Genomic DNA, 18,465 nt, shown 5'->3' with positions numbered 1-18,465 from the left:
GCGATACGGTGGCTCAGGCGAGCGTCGCGCGGGCGACATTCCAGGCAACCATCATGGCTTCGCGCAGTTGCTCGGGTGACACCGGCTTGTAGAGCACGGGGATATTGGCGGCCATGATCTCGCGAAGACGATCGCTGCGCGTTTCACCGGTGATCAGCAGGCGTGGGAACGGGGCGTGGCCATCGCGAAGATAGAGCTGATCCAGCGCCGCCAATACGTCCAGGCCACTTTCGCCGTCACGCAGGCGCAGGTCCGAAATCACGATATCGGGTGGCGTAGGCCACTCTTCGGCCGCCTGCAAGGCCTGAATCCGATCCTCGGCGATGGCGACCTCGCAGCCCCAGCTGCGCAGCAGGTAACGGATGCCGGAGAGGATAGCCGGCTCATCGTCAATCACCAGCACGCGCATACCCGATACATCCATCGGCGCCTCCTCAGCCGGCGTGTCAAAAACCAGCTGCGGTGGGATCTCGGGCAGATGAAAGGAAAAGACACTGCCGCGTCCGGGGTGGGATTTCAGCAGCACCTGCGTGTCCAGCAGTTCCGCCAGGCGCTGCACGGTAGCCAGGCCCAGGCCCAAGCCCCGGCGGGTACCGGTATCGTGCTCGTTGGTGCCGTGACATTCCACCCGGTAGAACTCGTCGAATACGCGCGCCTGGTGCTCGGGCGCAATGCCGCTGCCGGTGTCCCAGACGTCAAGGCGAACCGTGCCATCACAACGGCGTCGCGCGACCACCAGGACGCCGCCCTTGCTGGTGTAGCGCAGCGCGTTGCTCACCAGGTTGTTGAGAATGCGCGACAGCATGGTGCGGTCGCTGCGCACCCATACGTCGGTAGCGCGCATGATCAACCGCAGCCCGTGCTGCTCGGCAATCATGCGGAAGTTGCGGCTGACTTCCTGCAGAACCTGATCAAGCGAAAATTCCGTGATCTCGATCTGCATCGCGCCGGTTTCCAGACGCGAGAGATCGAGCAGCTCGCTGAACAAGTGGTCGAGTGCTTCCACGCATTCCTGGATGTGTGCGATGCGATCCAGCCGTACCGGGTCGCGCTCGTCCACCGCCAGCGACGACGAGAACAGCGTCAAGGCATACAAGGGTTGGCGTAGATCGTGCGACGCGGCGGCGAGGAAACGCGCCTTGGCCACGCTGGCCGCTTCAAGCGCCGCGTTCTTTCGGGCGAGTTCCACGGTCGCGTGTTCGATCTCCCTTTCCATGCTGAGCTGTACGTCGAACAGCGCCAGCGCAGCACTGTTGAATCCGCGTTGCAGCTCACCAATTTCCGACTGGTCGGTGACCTCCACTTCGACGTGGCGATCGCCGCGACCGAGCTGGTGCACCGCCGCAACGAGGCGGCGTAGCGGCGCACTGATCCAGCGCGCGGCCTGCCACGCGAACACGGAGGCCACCAGGAGGCTGACGAACAGGGCGATCAACGCATTGCGCAGGCTGGCCTGTTGCGCGGAGATGGCATCGCTGAGGCTGACATCCACCAGCACCGAACCGAGCACCGGTTGTCCGGGCTGGTCGCTGTCGACCACATCGCGCACCACGGTCAGGCTTTCCGTCGTGTCCGAGCCGCTGCGGCCCAGGCTGTCGGCGAGGATCTCGCCATCGGCCGCGCGGATCTGCACACGCGCCACATGGGGCAAGTCGCCGATCGATTCGGCGATTCGCACGAGCTCGCGGCGCTGCATGTCGCGCAAGGGGGCCGTGGACACCGAGGCCGCCTGCGTGGCGATGGCGCCGGCGGTGTTCTGCGCCATGTCGCGCAAGGCGACTAGCTGGCTCTGGGTGAGCATGGTGACCAGCAGGGTGGCGGTCACCATCGTTGGCACAAGCGCGACCAGCGCGAATCGCTGCATCAGCGACGTGCGCCGCCACCACCGAACCGCCCGGGAGTTCGCCCCTGCACCCATTGGCCGTCACCCCATTCGGCGTTTCGTGCGCCGATAGACGCAGAGCCTAGCGCGATTTGTTGAGTAGGGCAGCTATCCTCTTGGTCGAGGGCATACCCCTCATTGGTCGTGGGTATTCGCTGAGGCCGACAGTCCGCTCCGGCGTCGGCGGCTGATACGTTCGGCCAGCAGAGGCAACAGCGCCAGCAGGCCGATGGCGCTGAGCGGCATCCACACTGCGCGCTGCATCAACAGGCTCACGCCAAAGTGGCCATGGCTGCGGGCAAGTGCCTCGCCCAGGCCGGCCCCGATCGATGTCTCGAAGATCAGGGAGACAGTGCCGCCCAACCAGCTCGCGCCGAGGAACAGCCACAGCGGGCAGCGCAGCCATGCCAGCGCGACCGTCACCAGGCCAAACGGCGCCACCGGCACGAAGCGCAGGAACATGGTGTAGGCCGTGGGATGACGTTCGAAACCGTGGTGCAGCTTATCCACCAAGGCCGGCGGGTGCTTGCTGCCGGTGCCGAACGCGTAGCGGCTGGCCAGGAACAGGATCAGGGTGCCCAGGGTGAGCCCGATGGAGGAATAGATGCTGCCCTCGAGCGTGCCGAAGGCGAAGCCGCCCGCCATGATGATGATCACCGTGCCCGGGATGCCCGTCGACATGGCCAGCGTAAGCAGGCCGATATAGGCAAGGCGACTAAGCCAGGGACTATCGGCGATACCCGCGCGCAACTGGGCCTGGTGCGTCACCAGTTGCTCGGGGTGCAGGCGATCGAGCACGCCAGAGCTAAACAGCACGATGCCGGCCAGCACCAGCAGGATCAGCGGCAACGAGGCGCGCAGGCGGCTCAATAGGGCTGCCCGCTGCGGCCGTAGGCGGCCAGCACGCCGCGCGCCTGCTCGCGCAGGATATCGCGGCGTACGGTGATACCGCGGCGTTCGAGTTCGCCCGTCCAGTCGGCGGGCAGCGGACCTTCGTCGAACGCGGTGAGCTCCTCGACATCCTCCGCGCGTGCGCCGATCAACAGTTCGTCGACACCCGCCCATACGGTCGCTCCGTAGCACTGGCAGCAAGGCTGGGCGCTGGTGGCAAGCGTGTAGCGCCCACCGTCCTCATTGATGCGATAGCTGGCCAGGCGCTGCTGTGCGCTCATAAAGGCCATCATCTCCGCGTGCGCGACGGAGCAGATCTGCGGCACCACGCGGTTGACGCCCACGGAAACCAGGCGTCCATCCGCATGGAACACCGCCGCGCCAAACGGGCCGCCGTGACCGTGCTCGATATTGTGACGTGACAGTTCGATGGCGAGCCCCACGCGTTCTTCGTCGGTGATGTAGCGCTTACCGGTGTCGACCACGTCGCCGATCCACGGCGGCAGGGTCAGGTGAATCTGCAGGCGCAGCATGCGTAACTCCTTATCGGACTTCAGCCCGCCTGCTTGGCCCAGGTGTCGCGCAGCGTAACGGTACGGTTGAATACCGGCGCTTCGGCGCGATGGTCGATGCGATCGGCCACAAAGTAACCGAGACGCTCGAACTGGTAGCGCTGTTCCGGGGTGGCGTTCGTCGCCGCCGGCTCCAGCCAGGCACGCACCACGCGCTTGGCTTCCGGGTTGATGTGCTCGATCCAGCTTTTGCCGTCGCTTTCATCATCCGGGGCCGCCACGTTGAACAAACGGTCATATACCCGGACCTCGGTCGACACGCCATGTTTCGCGCTGACCCAGTGAATAGTGCCCTTCACCTTGCGGTCGGCACCGGGCATGCCATGACGCGACGCGAGATCGAGCGTGCAACGTACTTCGGTGACGTTGCCGTCGGCGTCCTTCACCATCTCCTCGCACTTCACGATGCCGACGCCGCGCAGGCGCACCTCGCCTTCGGGCTTCAGGCGATGGAAGCCCTTGGGCGGTACCTCGGCGAAATCCTCGCGCTCGATCCACAGCTCGGGGGAGAACGGCACTTCACGCGTACCGAAACTCTCGTCCTTGGGATGGTTGGAGAACACCAGCGTCTCCTGGTGGTCCACCGGCAGGTTGGTGATGACCAGCTTGAGCGGGTCCAGCACCGCCATGCGGCGCGCTGCCGTGGCGTCCAGATCTTCGCGGATGCAGTTCTCGAGGATCGAGTAGTCGATGATGCTGTTCTGCTTGCTCACGCCCAGGCGCTCGATCAGCAGGCGCAGGCCGGCCGGCGTGAAGCCGCGACGACGCAGGCCGCGCAGCGTGTTCATGCGCGGATCGTCCCAACCGTCCACCAGGTTCTCGTTCACCAGCTGGGCCAGCTTGCGCTTGCTGGTGATGCTGTAGGTCAGGTTGAGGCGCGAGAATTCGATCTGTCGCGGCTTGTCGGGCTCGGTGCGGAAGCCGCTCTCGCGCAGGTGCTGCCACAGCTCCGGGTGGTTGACCAGATCGACCTTGTCGACGAACCAGTCGTACAGCGGACGGTGGTCTTCGAACTCCAGCGTGCACAACGAATGCGTAATGCCTTCCAGCGCATCGGACAGGCAGTGCGCGTAGTCGTACATCGGATAGATCGGCCAGGCGTCACCAGTGTTCTGGTGGGAAATCTTGCGAATGCGGTAGATCGCCGGGTCGCGCATGTTCATATTGCCCGACGTCATGTCGATCTTCGCGCGCAGCGTCTTGGCGCCATCGGCGAATTCGCCCGCGCGCATACGACGGAACAGATCGAGGTTCTCTTCCACGCTGCGCTCGCGGAACGGCGAGTTGCGGCCCGCTTCGGTCAGCGTGCCACGGTAGGCGCGCATCTCCTCAGCGTTGAGGTCGTCCACATAGGCGACGCCGTCCTCGATCAGCTTGATCGCCGAATCGTAGAACACCTCGAAATAGTCCGAGGCATGGCGCAGGTCGTGCCACTCGTAGCCGAGCCAGCGCACGTCGTCCTTGATGCCCTCGACGAACTCGGGGTCTTCCTTGCCCGGATTGGTATCGTCCAGGCGCAGGTTGCACCAGCCGGTGAACTCCGCGGCGATGCCGAAGTTCAGGCAGATCGCCTTGGCGTGGCCGATATGCAGGTAGCCGTTGGGCTCGGGCGGGAAGCGCGTGCGGATAGCGTGGTGCTTGCCGGTGGACAAGTCCTCGCGAATGATCTGGCGGATGAAATCCCGCTGGCCATCGGCCCGTTGACCCTCGGTCTGCGGTGCGGCGGACGAGACAATGGGTTCAATGGCGGCATTTTCGGTGGACATCGGGACTCGTAGCTCGTACACGGTGGCGGAAATGGGCCAGTTTACCCTGTCCAAGGTGGTGGTGTTTTGTGGGGTTTCAGCGGGCCCTCAGCCGCCCCGAAGGCTTTGTCGCGCACAGGGTGCGCTCCTACAACTGGCTCAAAAGGGCATCACCTCATCATCACGCTCAAGCAAAAACTTGCCCCCCGCCCCCCACCGCGTTAGCGTGCCCCCATGCGCATCGCATACCGAGCTGAAACCCTGATCGACGCCCACCTGGTGAAGGACGCCCTGGAGCGTGCCGATATCCCTGCATTTATCTCGGGCGAATACCTGACCGGGGCGGTAGGGCAGCTGCCGGCGCTGGATTACGTGGCCGTGCTGGTGCCCGAAGCGAGCCTCGATACGGCCGAGCAGATCGTGCGAGAGGTCGAGCGCACCCTGGCCGAGGCCCGCCTCGCCATGGACGAAGCGGACGACGATACGGACGCCCCGCAGCCCGCTTTCTGCTGAGATGGCGCCGTCGATTTCGGCGCTCCGTTGCTCGAACGCATGGCAGGACTGGGCCAGCGTGGCCCTGGCTCCGGGCGGTATTCTGTTGGGCGCGCAACGCCCCCGTGTGCGGTCATCGGAGTGAACCAGGTGGACAGTTCCAGTTCCTTGACCCAGATCCGCGCGCTGATCCGCGCCGTAGCCGACTTTCCCAAGCCCGGCATCGTGTTTCGCGACATCACGCCACTGCTCGCCGATGCCGGTGGTTTTGCGCGTTGCGTGGACGCGTTGGCCGAGCCTTGGCAGGGCAGCGGCGTGCAGGCGGTATGCGGTATCGAATCACGCGGCTTCATTTTCGGCGCCGCGCTGGCGCAGAAACTGCACGCGGGTTTTGTGCCGCTGCGCAAGCCCAACAAACTGCCACCACCGGTGGTTTCGGTGGACTATGAGCTGGAATACGGCGTCGATCGGCTGGAGGCGCGTAGCGATGCGCTGCGTCCGGGCGAACGCGTATTGATCGTGGACGATGTACTGGCCACGGGCGGCACGGTAGCCGCGGCGCGAGCCCTGGTGGAAAAGCTCGGGGCGCAGCTGGTCGGTGCCAGCATCGTGATCGAACTGGCCGCTCTGCAGGGGCGCAGCCGCTGGCAAGACGACACGCCGTTGCATGCCTTGCTGCGCTATTGAGCAGGCCTCACGTGGTTTTTGTCGCTGATCTGACGCAGTGGATGGCGCCGAGCCGCTGACGCGACAGCTCAGGGCGTCGCCGGCAAGATGCTCTCGACATAGACCAGCTCGCACGCTCCATCGCCGGTATCGTTGCGCGTCATCGATGTTCGCCAGCGCCAGCCGTCCGGGCGGCTGGCATCGACCAGAAAGCCTTCGAGGTGCACCACTTCTCCCGGGCGTACGTGCTCCAGTTCGGTAAGCACGCCAGGGTCGGCAGGGATCATGTGCATATTGGCGCTGGACGTCTCGATCTCCCGGCGTGGAATCGGAAAGCGGTCGACGTGCCAGTGATAGAAGCGGTTGCCCTGGCTGATCTCGATGCTGGCCAGCACGCTGCTGTCGGACATGCGGCCCCAGCCCATCGCGAGATCGATCGGTGCCAGTTTGGCGCCCGCATCGACGTGGTAGTCCTCGCGGGACAGCACGCGCGCCGTCAGTTCGAAGCGCGCGCGCGTAACGAGCGTGATGTCACCACGCTGCAGCGAGGTGCCCTGGTCGAGATCGATTTGCGTGGGTACCTCCGGCGCCAGGACGCCGGGCCCCGCTGCGAGCGGGCGCGCCCGCCACCAGTGAGCCGCACCGAGGCCGGCAATCAGTAGTAGCCCGATCAGCAGGAAGCGCGGCATGGGGACTCAGGGCGCGGCGCGCTTGGCGGGTTTGGCTTCGCTCAAGTTCGGCTGCAGCAGCTCCGGCGGCAAGCCGCGGATCACATCGCCGAAACGCTCGAGGAATACACCTAGCGACGAGCTCTTGCGCCACACGAGCGCAATGCGCCGACTCGGCGCGTGACCGGAAAATTCGACCAGGTGCACGTTGTCGGTACGTGCCATCGGTGGCTTGATCGCCAGCGTGGGGAGCAGGGTGATGCCCACGTTCGCCGCAACCATCTGGCGCAGCGTCTCCAGACTGGTGGCGCGAAAGCCGGAGCGTTCGCCGGCACCAGCAAGCTGGCATACCTCCAGCGCCTGGTCGCGCATGCAATGACCATCTTCCAGCAGCAACAGGCTTTGATCTGCCAGGTCGTCGAGTTTCAACCTCGTGCGTTTGTGCGCCAGCGGATGATCGTCCGGCACGGCCAGCACGAACGGTTCCTCGAACAGAAACTCGGCATGCAAACTGTCCTCGTGCAGGGGCAGGGCGAGCACGCCGACGTCGAGCGCGCCCTCACGCAACATCTTCACCACTTGCTCGGTTTTCTCCTCAACCAGCAGCAGCTCAAGCCGAGGGAAGTGCTTGCGCACCAGCGGCACCAGATGCGGCAGCAGGTAAGGGCCGAGGGTGGGGAAGATGCCCAGTCGCAGCGTGCCCGATTCGGGGTCGCGCGTGCGCTGCGCAATCGCCTTGATCTCGTCGATCTCCGACAACACGCCCCGGGCGCGGCGGGCGATTTCGCGACCGGTTTCGGTCAGCAGGACCTTGCGCGGCGTGCGTTCCACCAGCGCGACGCCCAGTTCGTCCTCCAGCTTCTTGATCTGGGTGGAGAGGGTGGGCTGGCTGACGAAACTGGCCTCGGCGGCGCGCCCGAAATGCCGGTGCTCGGCCAGGGCCACGAGGTAGTGCAGGTCGCGCAGGTTCATGGATGAGCGTCCACACGGATTCGATAGGTGATGTCTATGGATTCTGATGGTATTCATCGATTTGGACAATGCGTGCCATGTCTTCTGGCACTGTGTCGCTCGTCATGGCAGCCCGTAGCGTGGGCGTTTATTTGTCCCAGGAGTGCCCACGCACCATGCGCCGCTTCGTTCGCCCGCTCGTCCTTACCGCCCTTGCCGCTTGTTGCGGTGCCGCCCTTGCCGCTCCGGCCGTCAATGATCAACCGCAAGGCAAGCTGCCGCGCTGGGCCATGCCCGAGTCGTATCAGCTCGACTTCAAGGTCGATCCGCGCCAGCAGGACTTCTCCGGCACCACCACGATCAAGCTGAAGCTGGAAAAGGCGGCCGATCACCTGTGGTTGCATGGTCGCGAGCTGAAGGTCAGCAAGGTCGTCATCACCGACGCAGCTGGCAAGACGCACGAGGGCAAGTACGTGGATGTGGCGCCGAAAGAGGGGGTGGTGCGCATCGATTTCGGCAGCCAGCTGGCGCCGCAGGAGCTGAGCCTGGCGATCACCTATAGCGCGTCGCTCAACCAGCAGCTGCAGGGCTTGTACAAGGTGAGCCACGAAGGCCAGCCGTATGCGATGACGCAGATGGAGCCGATCAGTGCGCGCTTCGCCTTCCCCGGTTTCGACGAGCCGTCGTTCAAGACGCCGTTCGAAGTCCGCCTGACCATACCCAATGACGAAGTCGGCATTGCCAACACCAAGCAGGTGAAGGAAGAGGCCGCGGGTGATGGCTGGAAGACGCTGACCTTCGCCAAGACGCAGCCGCTGCCGACCTATCTGGTCGCGTTCGGCGTGGGTCCGTGGGACGTGGTGAAGGGGCCGGAAATCTCCTCGACCCAGTACCGCGCACAGCCCACGGAACTGCGTGGCATTGCGGCGAAGGGCGAAGGCCATCGCATGCAACATGTGCTGAGCGAAACGCCGAGCATCGTCCACACGCTCGAGGACTACTACGGCTTCGGCTATCCGTGGGACAAGCTCGACCTGCTCGCCGCGCCCGACTTCTCCGCCGGTGCGATGGAGAATCCGGGCCTGGTCACGTTCCGCGACTGGCTGTTGCTGATCGATCCGGATTCTCCGGCCAACTACGTGCGCGGTTCGTTCAACGTCACCGCGCACGAGCTGGCGCACCAGTGGACCGGCGACACCGTGACCATGGGCTGGTGGGACGACCTGTGGCTCAACGAAGCGTTCGCCACCTGGATGCAGCAGAAGGTCACCCAGAAGGTGCATCCGGAATATCGCGCCGACCTCGACCGCGTGCGCGGCGCGCAGGGTGCGATGAATGGCGACAGCCTGGTGACCACGCGCAAGATCCGCCAGCCGATCACCGGCAATGGCGATATCGAGACGGCCTTCGACGGCATCACCTACCAGAAGGGTGCGGCCGTGCTGGGCATGTTCGAGGGCTATGTCGGCGAGCCCACGTTCCAGAAGGGCATGCGCGCTTACATCCAGGAGCACAAGTTCGGCAATGCCACGGCAAACGACCTGGTGGCGTCGATCGCCAAGGCGACTGACAAGGGCCAGGACTTCCAGCAGGCATTCAAGAGCTTCCTCAACCAGCCGGGCGTGCCTTATGTGCAGACCCAGCTGAGCCAGGAAGGCGGCAAGACCGTGCTGCACCTGAGCCAGAGCCGCTACCTGCCGCTGGGCAGCAGCGGCGACGCCAAGAGCATGTGGGGCGTGCCGATGTGCGTGCGCTACGGCACCGCCGATGGCAGCAAGGTGAGCTGCGAACTGCTCGACAAGGCGCAGGGCACCATGGTGCTGGCCGGCGCAAGCAACCCGACCTGGGTCATGCCCAATGCGAATGGCAGCGGCTACTACCGCTTCGCCATGGCCAAGGACGATCTGGCCAAGCTTGGCCAGCAGGTGGACAAGCTCGGCGATGCGGAGCAGCTCGCCTACGCCGATGCGGTGTATGCAAGCTTCAAGCATGGCGATCTGAATGCGGCCGACGTGCTCGCAGCGCTCAAGCCGCTGACCTCGTCCAAGACGCGCGAAGTGGCCACCGCGCCGCTGGGCAGCTTCAACTGGATCTACCGCAACGTGGCACAGAACGATGCCGAGCGCGCCAAGCTGGCCGAGTGGGCCAAGGCGGCCTATCTGCCGCGCATGCAACAGCTGGGCTATCACCGCAAGCCGGGCGAGGCCGACACCGATTCGCTGATGCGCGACACGCTGGCCGACCAGCTGGCGCTGGTGGTGAAGGTGCCGGAAGTGCGTGCGGAATTGCTCAAGCAAGGTGATGCCGCGCTCAAGCGCAAGCCCGATGGCCGTCTCGATCTGGCCGCTGCCGATCCCGACTTGCTCGGCATCGCGCTTGGCGTCGCCGTGCAGGAGCGCGGCAAGAGCGCGGTCGACGCGCTGATCGCCGAACTGCCGCAGACCAGCGATCCGGCCATGCGCAATGCCATCCTCGGTGGCTTGAGCGAAGTGGAAGATCCGGCATTGGCGACCAAGGTGCGTGATTTCGCGCTGGTGAAGCAGGTGAAGGTGGGCGAGATGGCCGCGCTTCTGCGTGGCGGTCGCGACACCCGCGCACAGCGCGATGCCTCCTGGGACTGGTCGGTCGCCAACTACGACAAGATCGTGGAGCGTACCGGCAGCTTCTCGGGCGGCCAGCTGCCGAGCCTGATGGGTGGTGGCGGTTGCTCGAAGGAAGAGGCCGATCGCCTGCAGACGTTCTTCAAGACCCGCGCCAAGGACGTCACCGGTGCCGAACGCGGCCTGGCGCAGACCAGCGAGTCGAGCTTGTTGTGCGCCGCGCTCAAGGCCAAGCAGGAAACAACGACCGCCGGTCTCTGAGTCAAGGGCCGGCGCAAAGGCCGGCCGACCTGCAGTCACACCAACGCCGGGCGCTGCCAAGCGCCCGGCTTTTTTTGCGGCAACCCCTTTCGACCCGCACCGGCGTTGCATGACGTGGGAGCGCAGCACGCGCTCCCTGGCTTGCTTCTACACTGTGCCGACCCGCTCGGGTCGTCAGGGAGAGATACATGCGTCGTCCATGGGAATGGTTGGTGGGACTCATGCTGGTGGCCGCGCCGTTGCTGGCGCAGGACGTGCCGCCCGCATTGCACGATTGGCAGAGTTGGGTATTGCATGACGTGCCACAACACGCCTGTCCGCTGCTGGCCACACCGGGAGTCGGTGGCGGCAATGCCTGCATTTGGCCGGGACGTCTTGCCCTCGATGTCGGCAAGGACGGCGCGCACTTCAGCCTCGATGTACACGTGGACGCCGAGAGCTGGGTGAGCCTGCCGGGCGACGCACGCAACTGGCCGCAGCAGGTCAGTGTCGACAACAAGCCCTGGCCGGTGCTTGATCACGAGCAGAATCCGGCGCTGCATCTGGGCGCGGGTGACTACGTCATCCGCGGGGTATTGCCGTGGGAGAGCCGTCCAGCACGCCTGCGCGTACCCGAATCCATCGGGCTGGTGGCACTTACGCTGGATGGCAACGCAGTCAACCGGGTCGAACGCCACGCCGACCAGCTCACGCTCGGCGAGGCAGCAGCGGCACAGCGTGCCGTGGACGCGCTGTCGTTGCGGATCTACCGGCGCCTCGCCGATGGCTTGCCATCCAGGCTGGAAACCCAGCTTCAATTCGATGTGACAGGCAGTGCGCGCGAGCAGTTCTTGGGCCCGGCGCTGCCCAAAGGTTTTGTCGCGACCTCGCTGCAGGGTGAGCTGCCGGCACGACTGGAAAACGATGGACGTCTGCGCGTACAACTTCGCCCCGGACATTGGACGCTTACCCTGGGCGCGCGCGGCACCGAGGTGCTTGAACATATCGGCTTGAGCCTGCCCGCCGAGCCCTGGCCGCGCCAGGAAATCTGGAGTTACGCCGACGACACCGCGTTGCGAAGTACCCGGGTCCAGGGCCAGGCCACTGATGCGGCCCAGGCCGACGTGCCCGGCGATTGGCAAAACCTGCCCGCTTATCTGCTTGATGCCAGCAACGGGCTCGCCGTCGAACAAGGCACGCGTGGCGGCGAAGGCGGGCAGGGTGATCAGCTCACGCTGCACCGCCAACTGTGGCTGGATTTCGATGGACGCGGCTACAACGCAGCCGATCACCTCACCGGTACGTTGCGTCGCAACCAGCGCCTCGACGTCACCGTGCCCTGGCAGCTGCAAAGCGCAGCGCAGGCCGGCACGCCGCTCTTGATCACCGCGAACGGCGATGGGCATAGCGGCATTGAATTGCGCGACACCCAATTGAATCTCAAGGCCGGACTGCGTTTCCCCGAACGCGGTGCGATGCCGAGCACGGGATGGCAGCTGCCGTTGGAAAGCATCGACGCCACGCTACATCTTCCCTATGGCTACCGCTTGCTTGGCGCAGCCGGTGCGGACCGTTCGCCGGATTCGTGGATCGCCCACTGGAGCCTGCTCGATCTGTTCGTGGTCGCCGTGATCGCGCTGCTCGCGGGACGATTACTGGGTTGGCCGTGGGCCCTGGTCGCCGTCGGGTTTCTTGCCTTATCGCAACATGAGTCCGGCGCGCCGCGTTGGACGCTGGCGGTGGCGCTCGCGTTGGCCCTGCTCATGCGTGCCCTGCCGGAAGGGCGGCTGCGGATAGTCTCTCGCATCACGGCTGCTGCGCTGCTCGCCCTGACCGTGCTCTGGACGTTGCCCTTCGCGGTGACCGAGATGAGCTATGCCCTGCACCCGCAGTTGGAGGGCCACAGTGTCGGTGGCGGCTATTCCCCTGCGCCGGGCTACGTCCGCAGGGAGGCTTACGCGAACGATGAAGAGCTGGATCAGTTCGCGGCATCGAACGCACCCGAATCCGCCGCTGCGCCCATGGCGATGATGCAGCCAGCCCCACCCCCTCCGCCCGCTCCACCCGCAGCGGTAGCGGAGATCAGGGCGGGAAAAACGGTGCCCCCGAACGTTCTTCAAGCTGTGACGGTAACGGGCACGCGCATCACTGCCTCCATGACGGTGGGTCAGGAAACGGATGCGCATAGCGTCATCCAGGCGGGCCGCGGCGCGCCGCATTGGGATGTCGGCAACAACTATCGCCTCGGCTGGTCCGGGCCGGTGACGGCCGAGCAGACCACGCGCTTCGTCATTGCTCCGGCCTGGCTGGTGCGTGTGCTGCGCATGGCCATGCTGGCGCTGTTGCTGGTGTTGTTGGGCCGCATGTCGCTTGGCTTGCTACGTCCATGGCAGGGGCAGTGGCGCGGTTGGAGCTTGCGCGGCGGTGCCGTTGCGCTACTTGCGCTGGCCCTGATCCCGCACGCCGCGCGGGCGCAAAACACGCCCAGCGACGAGGTGCTCACGCAGTTACGCACGCGTCTCACCGAAGCGCCGACCTGCGCGCCGGATTGTGCCGCGGTGGCACGTGCGGCGGTGCAAGCGAGCGGCGACAGCGTGGTGCTCGATATGGACATGCAGGCCGGCGCCACGGTGGCCGTGCCGCTGCCGCAAACCGATGCATCCCTGCAGTTGAGCAGCGTCAGCATGGATGGGCACGATGGCATCCTGACGCAGCAGGCCGATGTGCTGCTGCTCAAGCTGGAGCGTGGCGTGCATCGCGTTTCGTTGCGTTATCGTGCTGCGCCAATCGACACGGTCAGCCTGCATTTCCCGCTACGTCCGCAACGTATCGAGTTCAGTGGCGATGCGTGGGCGGTCGACGGGGTGGACGACCATCGCCTGTTGGGCGACAGCCTGAGCTTGAACCGGGTGCGTGCTGCAGCGAATGGAAAGCCGCAAGAGGCGGCGGCGCAGACCTTTCCGCCGTACGTGAGGTTGACCCGCACGCTGGTCTTTGGCGTGGACTGGAGCGTGGAAAACACGGTCGAACGCATCGCGCCGAGCGATGGCGGCTTCAGCCTGGACCTACCCTTGCTGCCGGGCGAGCACCCGTTCGGCGACAACATCCGGGTCCACGACGGCCGTATCGGCGTGACGTTCAATGCGGGCCAGGACCGCATTCGTTGGACGAGCCGCCTCGATACTTCGGACAACCTGGCGCTGACCGCGCCAGGCCTGGGCGATCGCGCCGAGGAATGGGTATTGCAAGCGGCACCGATCTGGCATCTCCAAGCCAAAGGCGTACCAGCGAACCTCAGCGACGATGGCCTGCGCTACCTGCCGCTGCCCGGTGAAAGCCTGCAGGTGGCGATTGGCCGGCCCCAGGCCATGGCCGGCGATAGTCTCGCCTTCGATGAGGTGACCGTGCGCAGTAGCGCAGGCGACCGCGCGACCGAAACGGTGCTCGTACTCAAGGCACGCAGTACGCGTGGTGGCGAACATGCGATCGGCTTGCCGCCCGGTGCAGAACTGCTGGAGGCGCGCCGCGACGAGGCACCGCTCAGCCTGGCGATACGCGATGGCAAGGTCAGCCTGCCCTTGCAGCCCGGCACGCATCGCTACAGCGTGCGCCTGCGCACGCCGCAGGGCATGTCGACACGAACGCGCACGCCGTCGTTCTCGCTCGATGCTCCAGCGGCGAACATCTCGCTGCAACAGTCACTACCGCAGGACCGCTGGGTGCTGTGGACATGGGGGCCACCCGCAGGGCCTGCGGTGATGTATTGGTCGCAGCTGCTCGTCTTGTTGCTCGCCGCGTGGTTGCTGTCACGCTATGCACCGACGCCGCTGCGTTTCCATCAGTGGCTTCTGCTGGGCCTTGGCTTCTCGGCTTTTGCGTGGGGCGCGTATGCGCTCGTGGTGGTCTGGCTGATTTTGCTGGGCCTGCGCGCGCGGCATGTGTTGCCCGAACGCTTCGGTGCCAGTTTCAACCTGCTGCAATCAGGCTTGGCGTTGTTGACGCTGGTGGCCTTGGTCGTGCTGGTCTCGGCGGTGCCCAAAGGACTACTCGGCCTGCCGGACATGCACGTGGCGGGCAACGACTCCACCGCTTGGCATCTGAACTGGTTCGCCGACCAGAGTCATGGCGTGCTGCCGCATGCTGGCGTCTTCAGCGTCTCGCTGTGGGTCTACAAGATCGCCATGCTGCTGTGGGCACTGTGGCTGGCCAATGCGTTGATTGGCTGGCTGCGCTGGGGCTTCGAGGCCTGGACTCGCGGCGGCTATTGGCGTCCGCGCAAGCCTAAAGTCGTCGAGCCACCGCCGGTGCCAGTGGCATCGGAGTAACTGACCTGCATCGCTGCGACGGATGGCCCGTCGCAGCGATGATCTTGCATGACTCAGGCGTCTTCGGCCACGCGCAGGACGAGCTTGCCGGTGTTGCTGCCTTCGAACAGGCGGTTGAGCACCAGCGGTGCGTTCTCCAGGCCATCCTCGATGGTTTCACCGGCCTTGATGCGGCCTTCGCGCACCCAGCCGATCAGGTCCTGCACGGCGCGCTGGCTGTCGCGGTAATCGAACGCAAGGAATCCGCGCATCGTGAGGCGCTTGACGATGATGACGCTGTAGTCGTCCGCAGGCTTCGCACCGCTGGTGTAGTTGGCAATGAGCCCGCATAGCGCCACGCGTCCGCCGTTGACCATGCGCGACAGCACTGCACGCATCACCGGGCCGCCGACGTTCTCGAAGTTCACATGCACGCCATCGGGCGTAGCGGCAGCCAAGGCCTGCTTCCAGTCGTCGGCCTTGTAGTCGACGGCGGCATCGAAGCCCAGGTCGTCAATCAAGTGCCGGCACTTGTCCGGGCCGCCGGCGATACCGACCACGCGCGCGCCGCGCAACTTGCCGATCTGTCCGGCAATCGAGCCTACTGAACCGGCAGCGGCTGACACCACCAGGGTTTCGCCCGGCTGCACGGGAGCGATTTCGGTGAGCCCGTAGTAGGCGGTGATGCCGCTGAAGCCGCAGGCCCCGAGCAGGGTGGGCAAGGCGACCGGCGGCTTCGGGGGCAGCTTCACCCAATCCTTTGCCCGCTTGTCGTCGACCACGGTGTAGTCCTGCCAACCGACCAGGCCCTGCACCAGATCGCCGACCGCGTACTGCGCGGATCGTGAAGCGACGACGCGTCCTAGCCCGAGTCCACGCATCACCTCGCCGATGGCTACGGGCGGCATGTATTGCGGGATGTCGCTCATCCACACGCGGTTCGTCGGGTCCATTGAAAGGTACAGCACGCGCACCAGGGCCTGCCCCTCGGCGAGTTCGGCGGTGGCTTGTTCGTGCAGTTCAAAATTGTCCTGGCGGACCAGGCCCTCGGGACGGCTTTTCAGCCGCAGCTGGCGATTGACGAATGACATGGATGGCCTCGCGGTAAGGGGTCAGATGGCGCGTGCGCCGCCATCGATCACCAGCTCGGCGGCGGTGACGTAGCGGCTTTCGTCGGATGCTAGATAAAGCACTGCATAGGCGACGTCATCGGGTTCGCCCAGGCGCTTCAGCGGAATGCCACGCACCAGCTTGCGGGTGGCCTCCTCTTCACCCAGGGCTTCGAAGAACGGCGCCACGATGCCGGTACGGATAAATGCCGGATGCACCGAATTGCAGCGCACATCGATTTTCTGCCTAGCGCAATCCAACGCCACCGACTTGCTCAGCATGGCCACGGCGGCTTTGGACGTGTTGTAGGCGGTGTAGTCCGGATCGACCTTGAAGGCGGCCAGCGAGGAAATATTGATGATGGATGCCGGTTGCGCGTTGCGCAGGTACGGCAGTGCGTACTTGCAGCCCATCATCACGCTGTCCAGGTTGATGCTCATCACACGCTGCCATTCCTTCAGCGTGATGTTCTCGATACTACCCAGCGATCCGACGCCGGCGTTGTTGACCAGCACCGACAAGCCGCCCATGGTCTGTGCCGCTTGTTCCAGCACCTGCTTCCACACCGTTTCATCGCGCACGTCCTGCGCCGCGGACCAGGCCACCGGCGCGCCGCGTTCGCTATTTATCTCATCGGCCAGCCTGGCCGTGGCAGCCGCATCCACGTCAGTGAGGAATACCCTGGCACCGTGGCGGGCGAGCATGCGAGCGGTGGCGGAACCGAGGCCACCAGCGGCGCCGGTGATGAAGGCACGCTTGTCGGCGGCACGCAGAGGAGGGGTGTAATTCATGGTGAGTTCCTTCGCATCAGACGCAGAGATAGCCGCCATCGACGTTCAGCACGGCGCCGGTGGTGTAGGGCGCCGCATCGGAGGCGAGATAGAGGGCAGCGCCAGCCATCTCCGACGGCTGGGCCACCCGACGCATCGGTACATGGGCCAGCGCCTGCTTGAGGATGGCCGGCGTATTGACCAGCACCGAGGCGAACTTCGTATCGGTAAGGCCCGGCAATAGCGCGTTGCAACGCACACCCGACTCGGCGCACTCGACGGCAAAAGCCTTGGTCATCGAAATCACCGCCGCCTTGGTGATCGAGTAGATGCCTTGCGCGACACCAGGCACCACGCCATTGACCGAAGCGACGTTGACGATGGAGCCGCCGCCGTTCTGCTTCATCAAGCGTGCACCGTGTGTCGACATGTAGAAGTAGCCACGGATATTGACGTCGACGGTCTTCTGGAATACCGACGGCTCGGTATCGAGGATATGGCCGAAGAACGGATTGGTGGCGGCGTTGTTGATCAGGATATGCAGACGCCCGTGCTTCTGTTGGACCTGTGCATACAGCGCTTCGATCTGCTCCATCTCGCCAATATGGCAGGCGATGGCTTCGGCCGATCCGCCCTCCGCCACGATGCCGTCGACGACGGTCTGGCAGTCGGCCTCGCGCCGGCTGGAGACGATCACATGGGCACCATGCACGGCGAGCAGGCGGGCGATTTCGGCGCCGATGCCGCGACTGGCGCCGGTGACGATGGCGATTTTTCCGGTGAGGTCGAAGGTGGCGGAAGCAGTCATGGTCGATACTCACTAGTCGATGAATGAATGAGGGGCGATCGAATCGGCGACGAAATGCGAGTAGGCATTCGCGTGCTCATCGCAAGGTCACCAGGCGCGTATCGTTGCTGCGCTCCAGGTGCGGCCACGCGTTATAGGTCATCAGCGCGGCTCCGCGCGAGCTCAGTCGCAAGCGGGTCACCCCGGTATTCACCAGCGGCCAACTGAGCTTGAAGGTCTGCGCCACTGGCGCTTCCAGCAAGGCATTGGCGATGACCGCGATGGGGCCGCCGGAGGTGAACGCCCATAGGCGCTTTGCCGGATGACGGGACAGCTGCTCAAGTGCATCGAGCACATTCGCGCGAAACGAGGGCCAGGGCACGGTGTACTCCGCATCGTGCTGACCGCCGACCCAGCGTGCGACGGCCTCGGCGAATAGGTGCTGGAAGGCGCGATGCGGGTCGGTGGCCTGTTTGAGCTCGGCACGCAAGGCGCCTGGACCGGCGAGGTCCGGACGTTGCCGCGCGAGTATTTCGTGGTGATCGAATTCGTCCAGGCCAGGAAACAGCACGGGTGATGCACTCAGGTCGGCCGCTTGCAGACACCATGACGCCGTATCGCGATGACGCGAGCGAGGTCCGATCGCCACCAGGTCGGGCGCTGGACCCGAGGCAGCCAGCCATGCGCCGAGGAGCGACGATTGCTGCTCACCGATAGGCGAAAGCTTGTCGTAGTCCTCGGCGCCGAAGCTGGCCTGGCCATGGCGGATCAGCAGCAGTTCGCGCAT

General features: G+C 65.0%; 14 protein-coding genes. 4 read left to right on the top strand and 10 right to left on the bottom strand.

Annotated features, from left to right (window positions below; genetic code table 11):
- Positions 1-13: 13 nt before the first annotated feature.
- From ACT01B_RS17525 to ACT01B_RS17510, 4 genes are all read right to left on the bottom strand, one after another.
- On the bottom strand, positions 14-1,864 hold the full coding sequence (locus ACT01B_RS17525) for an ATP-binding protein (protein ID WP_445144491.1): 1,851 nt from the start codon (positions 1,862-1,864) through the stop codon (positions 14-16).
- Between the two features lie 153 nt (positions 1,865-2,017).
- Positions 2,018-2,752 (bottom strand): TVP38/TMEM64 family protein, encoded by a 735-nt coding sequence (locus ACT01B_RS17520; RefSeq protein ID WP_445144490.1) that lies wholly within the window; start codon positions 2,750-2,752, stop codon positions 2,018-2,020.
- Positions 2,749-3,306, bottom strand: a complete 558-nt coding sequence (locus ACT01B_RS17515; RefSeq protein WP_445144489.1) for a nucleoside deaminase — start codon at positions 3,304-3,306, stop codon at positions 2,749-2,751. Before ACT01B_RS17515 ends, ACT01B_RS17520 begins: the two co-directional genes overlap by 4 nt.
- A 20-nt stretch (positions 3,307-3,326) precedes the next feature.
- The gene (locus tag ACT01B_RS17510) at positions 3,327-5,111 is read right to left on the bottom strand and encodes a glutamine--tRNA ligase/YqeY domain fusion protein (protein WP_445144488.1); all 1,785 of its coding nucleotides are present in this window, start codon (positions 5,109-5,111) and stop codon (positions 3,327-3,329) included.
- A 213-nt stretch (positions 5,112-5,324) separates the two neighbouring features.
- Here ACT01B_RS17510 and ACT01B_RS17505 point away from each other — a divergent pair, with 213 nt between their 5' ends.
- Positions 5,325-5,603, top strand: a complete 279-nt coding sequence (locus tag ACT01B_RS17505) for a putative signal transducing protein (RefSeq protein ID WP_445144487.1) — start codon at positions 5,325-5,327, stop codon at positions 5,601-5,603.
- 129 nt (positions 5,604-5,732) lie between these two features.
- Entirely contained in the window at positions 5,733-6,269 is a 537-nt protein-coding gene (locus ACT01B_RS17500) for an adenine phosphoribosyltransferase (RefSeq protein ID WP_445144486.1), read from the top strand.
- A 68-nt stretch (positions 6,270-6,337) separates the two neighbouring features.
- On the opposite strand, the gene ACT01B_RS17495 is transcribed toward ACT01B_RS17500, so the two are convergent.
- On the bottom strand, positions 6,338-6,937 hold the full coding sequence (locus ACT01B_RS17495; RefSeq protein ID WP_445144485.1) for a hypothetical protein: 600 nt from the start codon (positions 6,935-6,937) through the stop codon (positions 6,338-6,340).
- 6 nt (positions 6,938-6,943) lie between these two features.
- Positions 6,944-7,888 (bottom strand): DNA-binding transcriptional regulator OxyR, encoded by a 945-nt coding sequence (gene oxyR, locus ACT01B_RS17490; RefSeq protein ID WP_445144484.1) that lies wholly within the window; start codon positions 7,886-7,888, stop codon positions 6,944-6,946.
- A 155-nt stretch (positions 7,889-8,043) separates the two neighbouring features.
- Between oxyR and ACT01B_RS17485 the strand changes: the two genes are divergently transcribed.
- The gene (locus ACT01B_RS17485) at positions 8,044-10,728 is read left to right on the top strand and encodes a M1 family metallopeptidase (RefSeq protein WP_445144483.1); all 2,685 of its coding nucleotides are present in this window, start codon (positions 8,044-8,046) and stop codon (positions 10,726-10,728) included.
- A gap of 188 nt (positions 10,729-10,916) precedes the next feature.
- Complete coding sequence (locus ACT01B_RS17480; protein ID WP_445144482.1) at positions 10,917-15,032, top strand: hypothetical protein; 4,116 nt, start codon at positions 10,917-10,919, stop codon at positions 15,030-15,032.
- A gap of 53 nt (positions 15,033-15,085) precedes the next feature.
- On the opposite strand, the gene ACT01B_RS17475 is transcribed toward ACT01B_RS17480, so the two are convergent.
- The 4 genes from ACT01B_RS17475 to ACT01B_RS17460 form a co-directional block, all read right to left on the bottom strand.
- Positions 15,086-16,102 (bottom strand): NADP-dependent oxidoreductase, encoded by a 1,017-nt coding sequence (locus ACT01B_RS17475; RefSeq protein WP_445144481.1) that lies wholly within the window; start codon positions 16,100-16,102, stop codon positions 15,086-15,088.
- Between the two features lie 21 nt (positions 16,103-16,123).
- Positions 16,124-16,912 carry an SDR family oxidoreductase gene (locus ACT01B_RS17470; protein ID WP_445144480.1) on the bottom strand — a complete coding sequence of 263 codons (789 nt, stop codon included), beginning with the start codon at positions 16,910-16,912 and terminating at the stop codon, positions 16,124-16,126.
- Positions 16,913-16,928: 16 nt separating this feature from the next.
- Positions 16,929-17,699: an SDR family oxidoreductase gene (locus ACT01B_RS17465; protein ID WP_445144479.1), complete on the bottom strand. Its 771-nt coding sequence runs from the start codon at positions 17,697-17,699 to the stop codon at positions 16,929-16,931.
- Positions 17,700-17,775: 76 nt separating this feature from the next.
- The gene (locus ACT01B_RS17460; protein WP_445144478.1) at positions 17,776-18,465 is read right to left on the bottom strand and encodes a histidine phosphatase family protein; all 690 of its coding nucleotides are present in this window, start codon (positions 18,463-18,465) and stop codon (positions 17,776-17,778) included.

It is taken from the genome of Dyella sp. Tek66A03, assembly GCF_052567735.1.
This window is presented reverse-complemented; position numbering and strand designations above follow the sequence as displayed.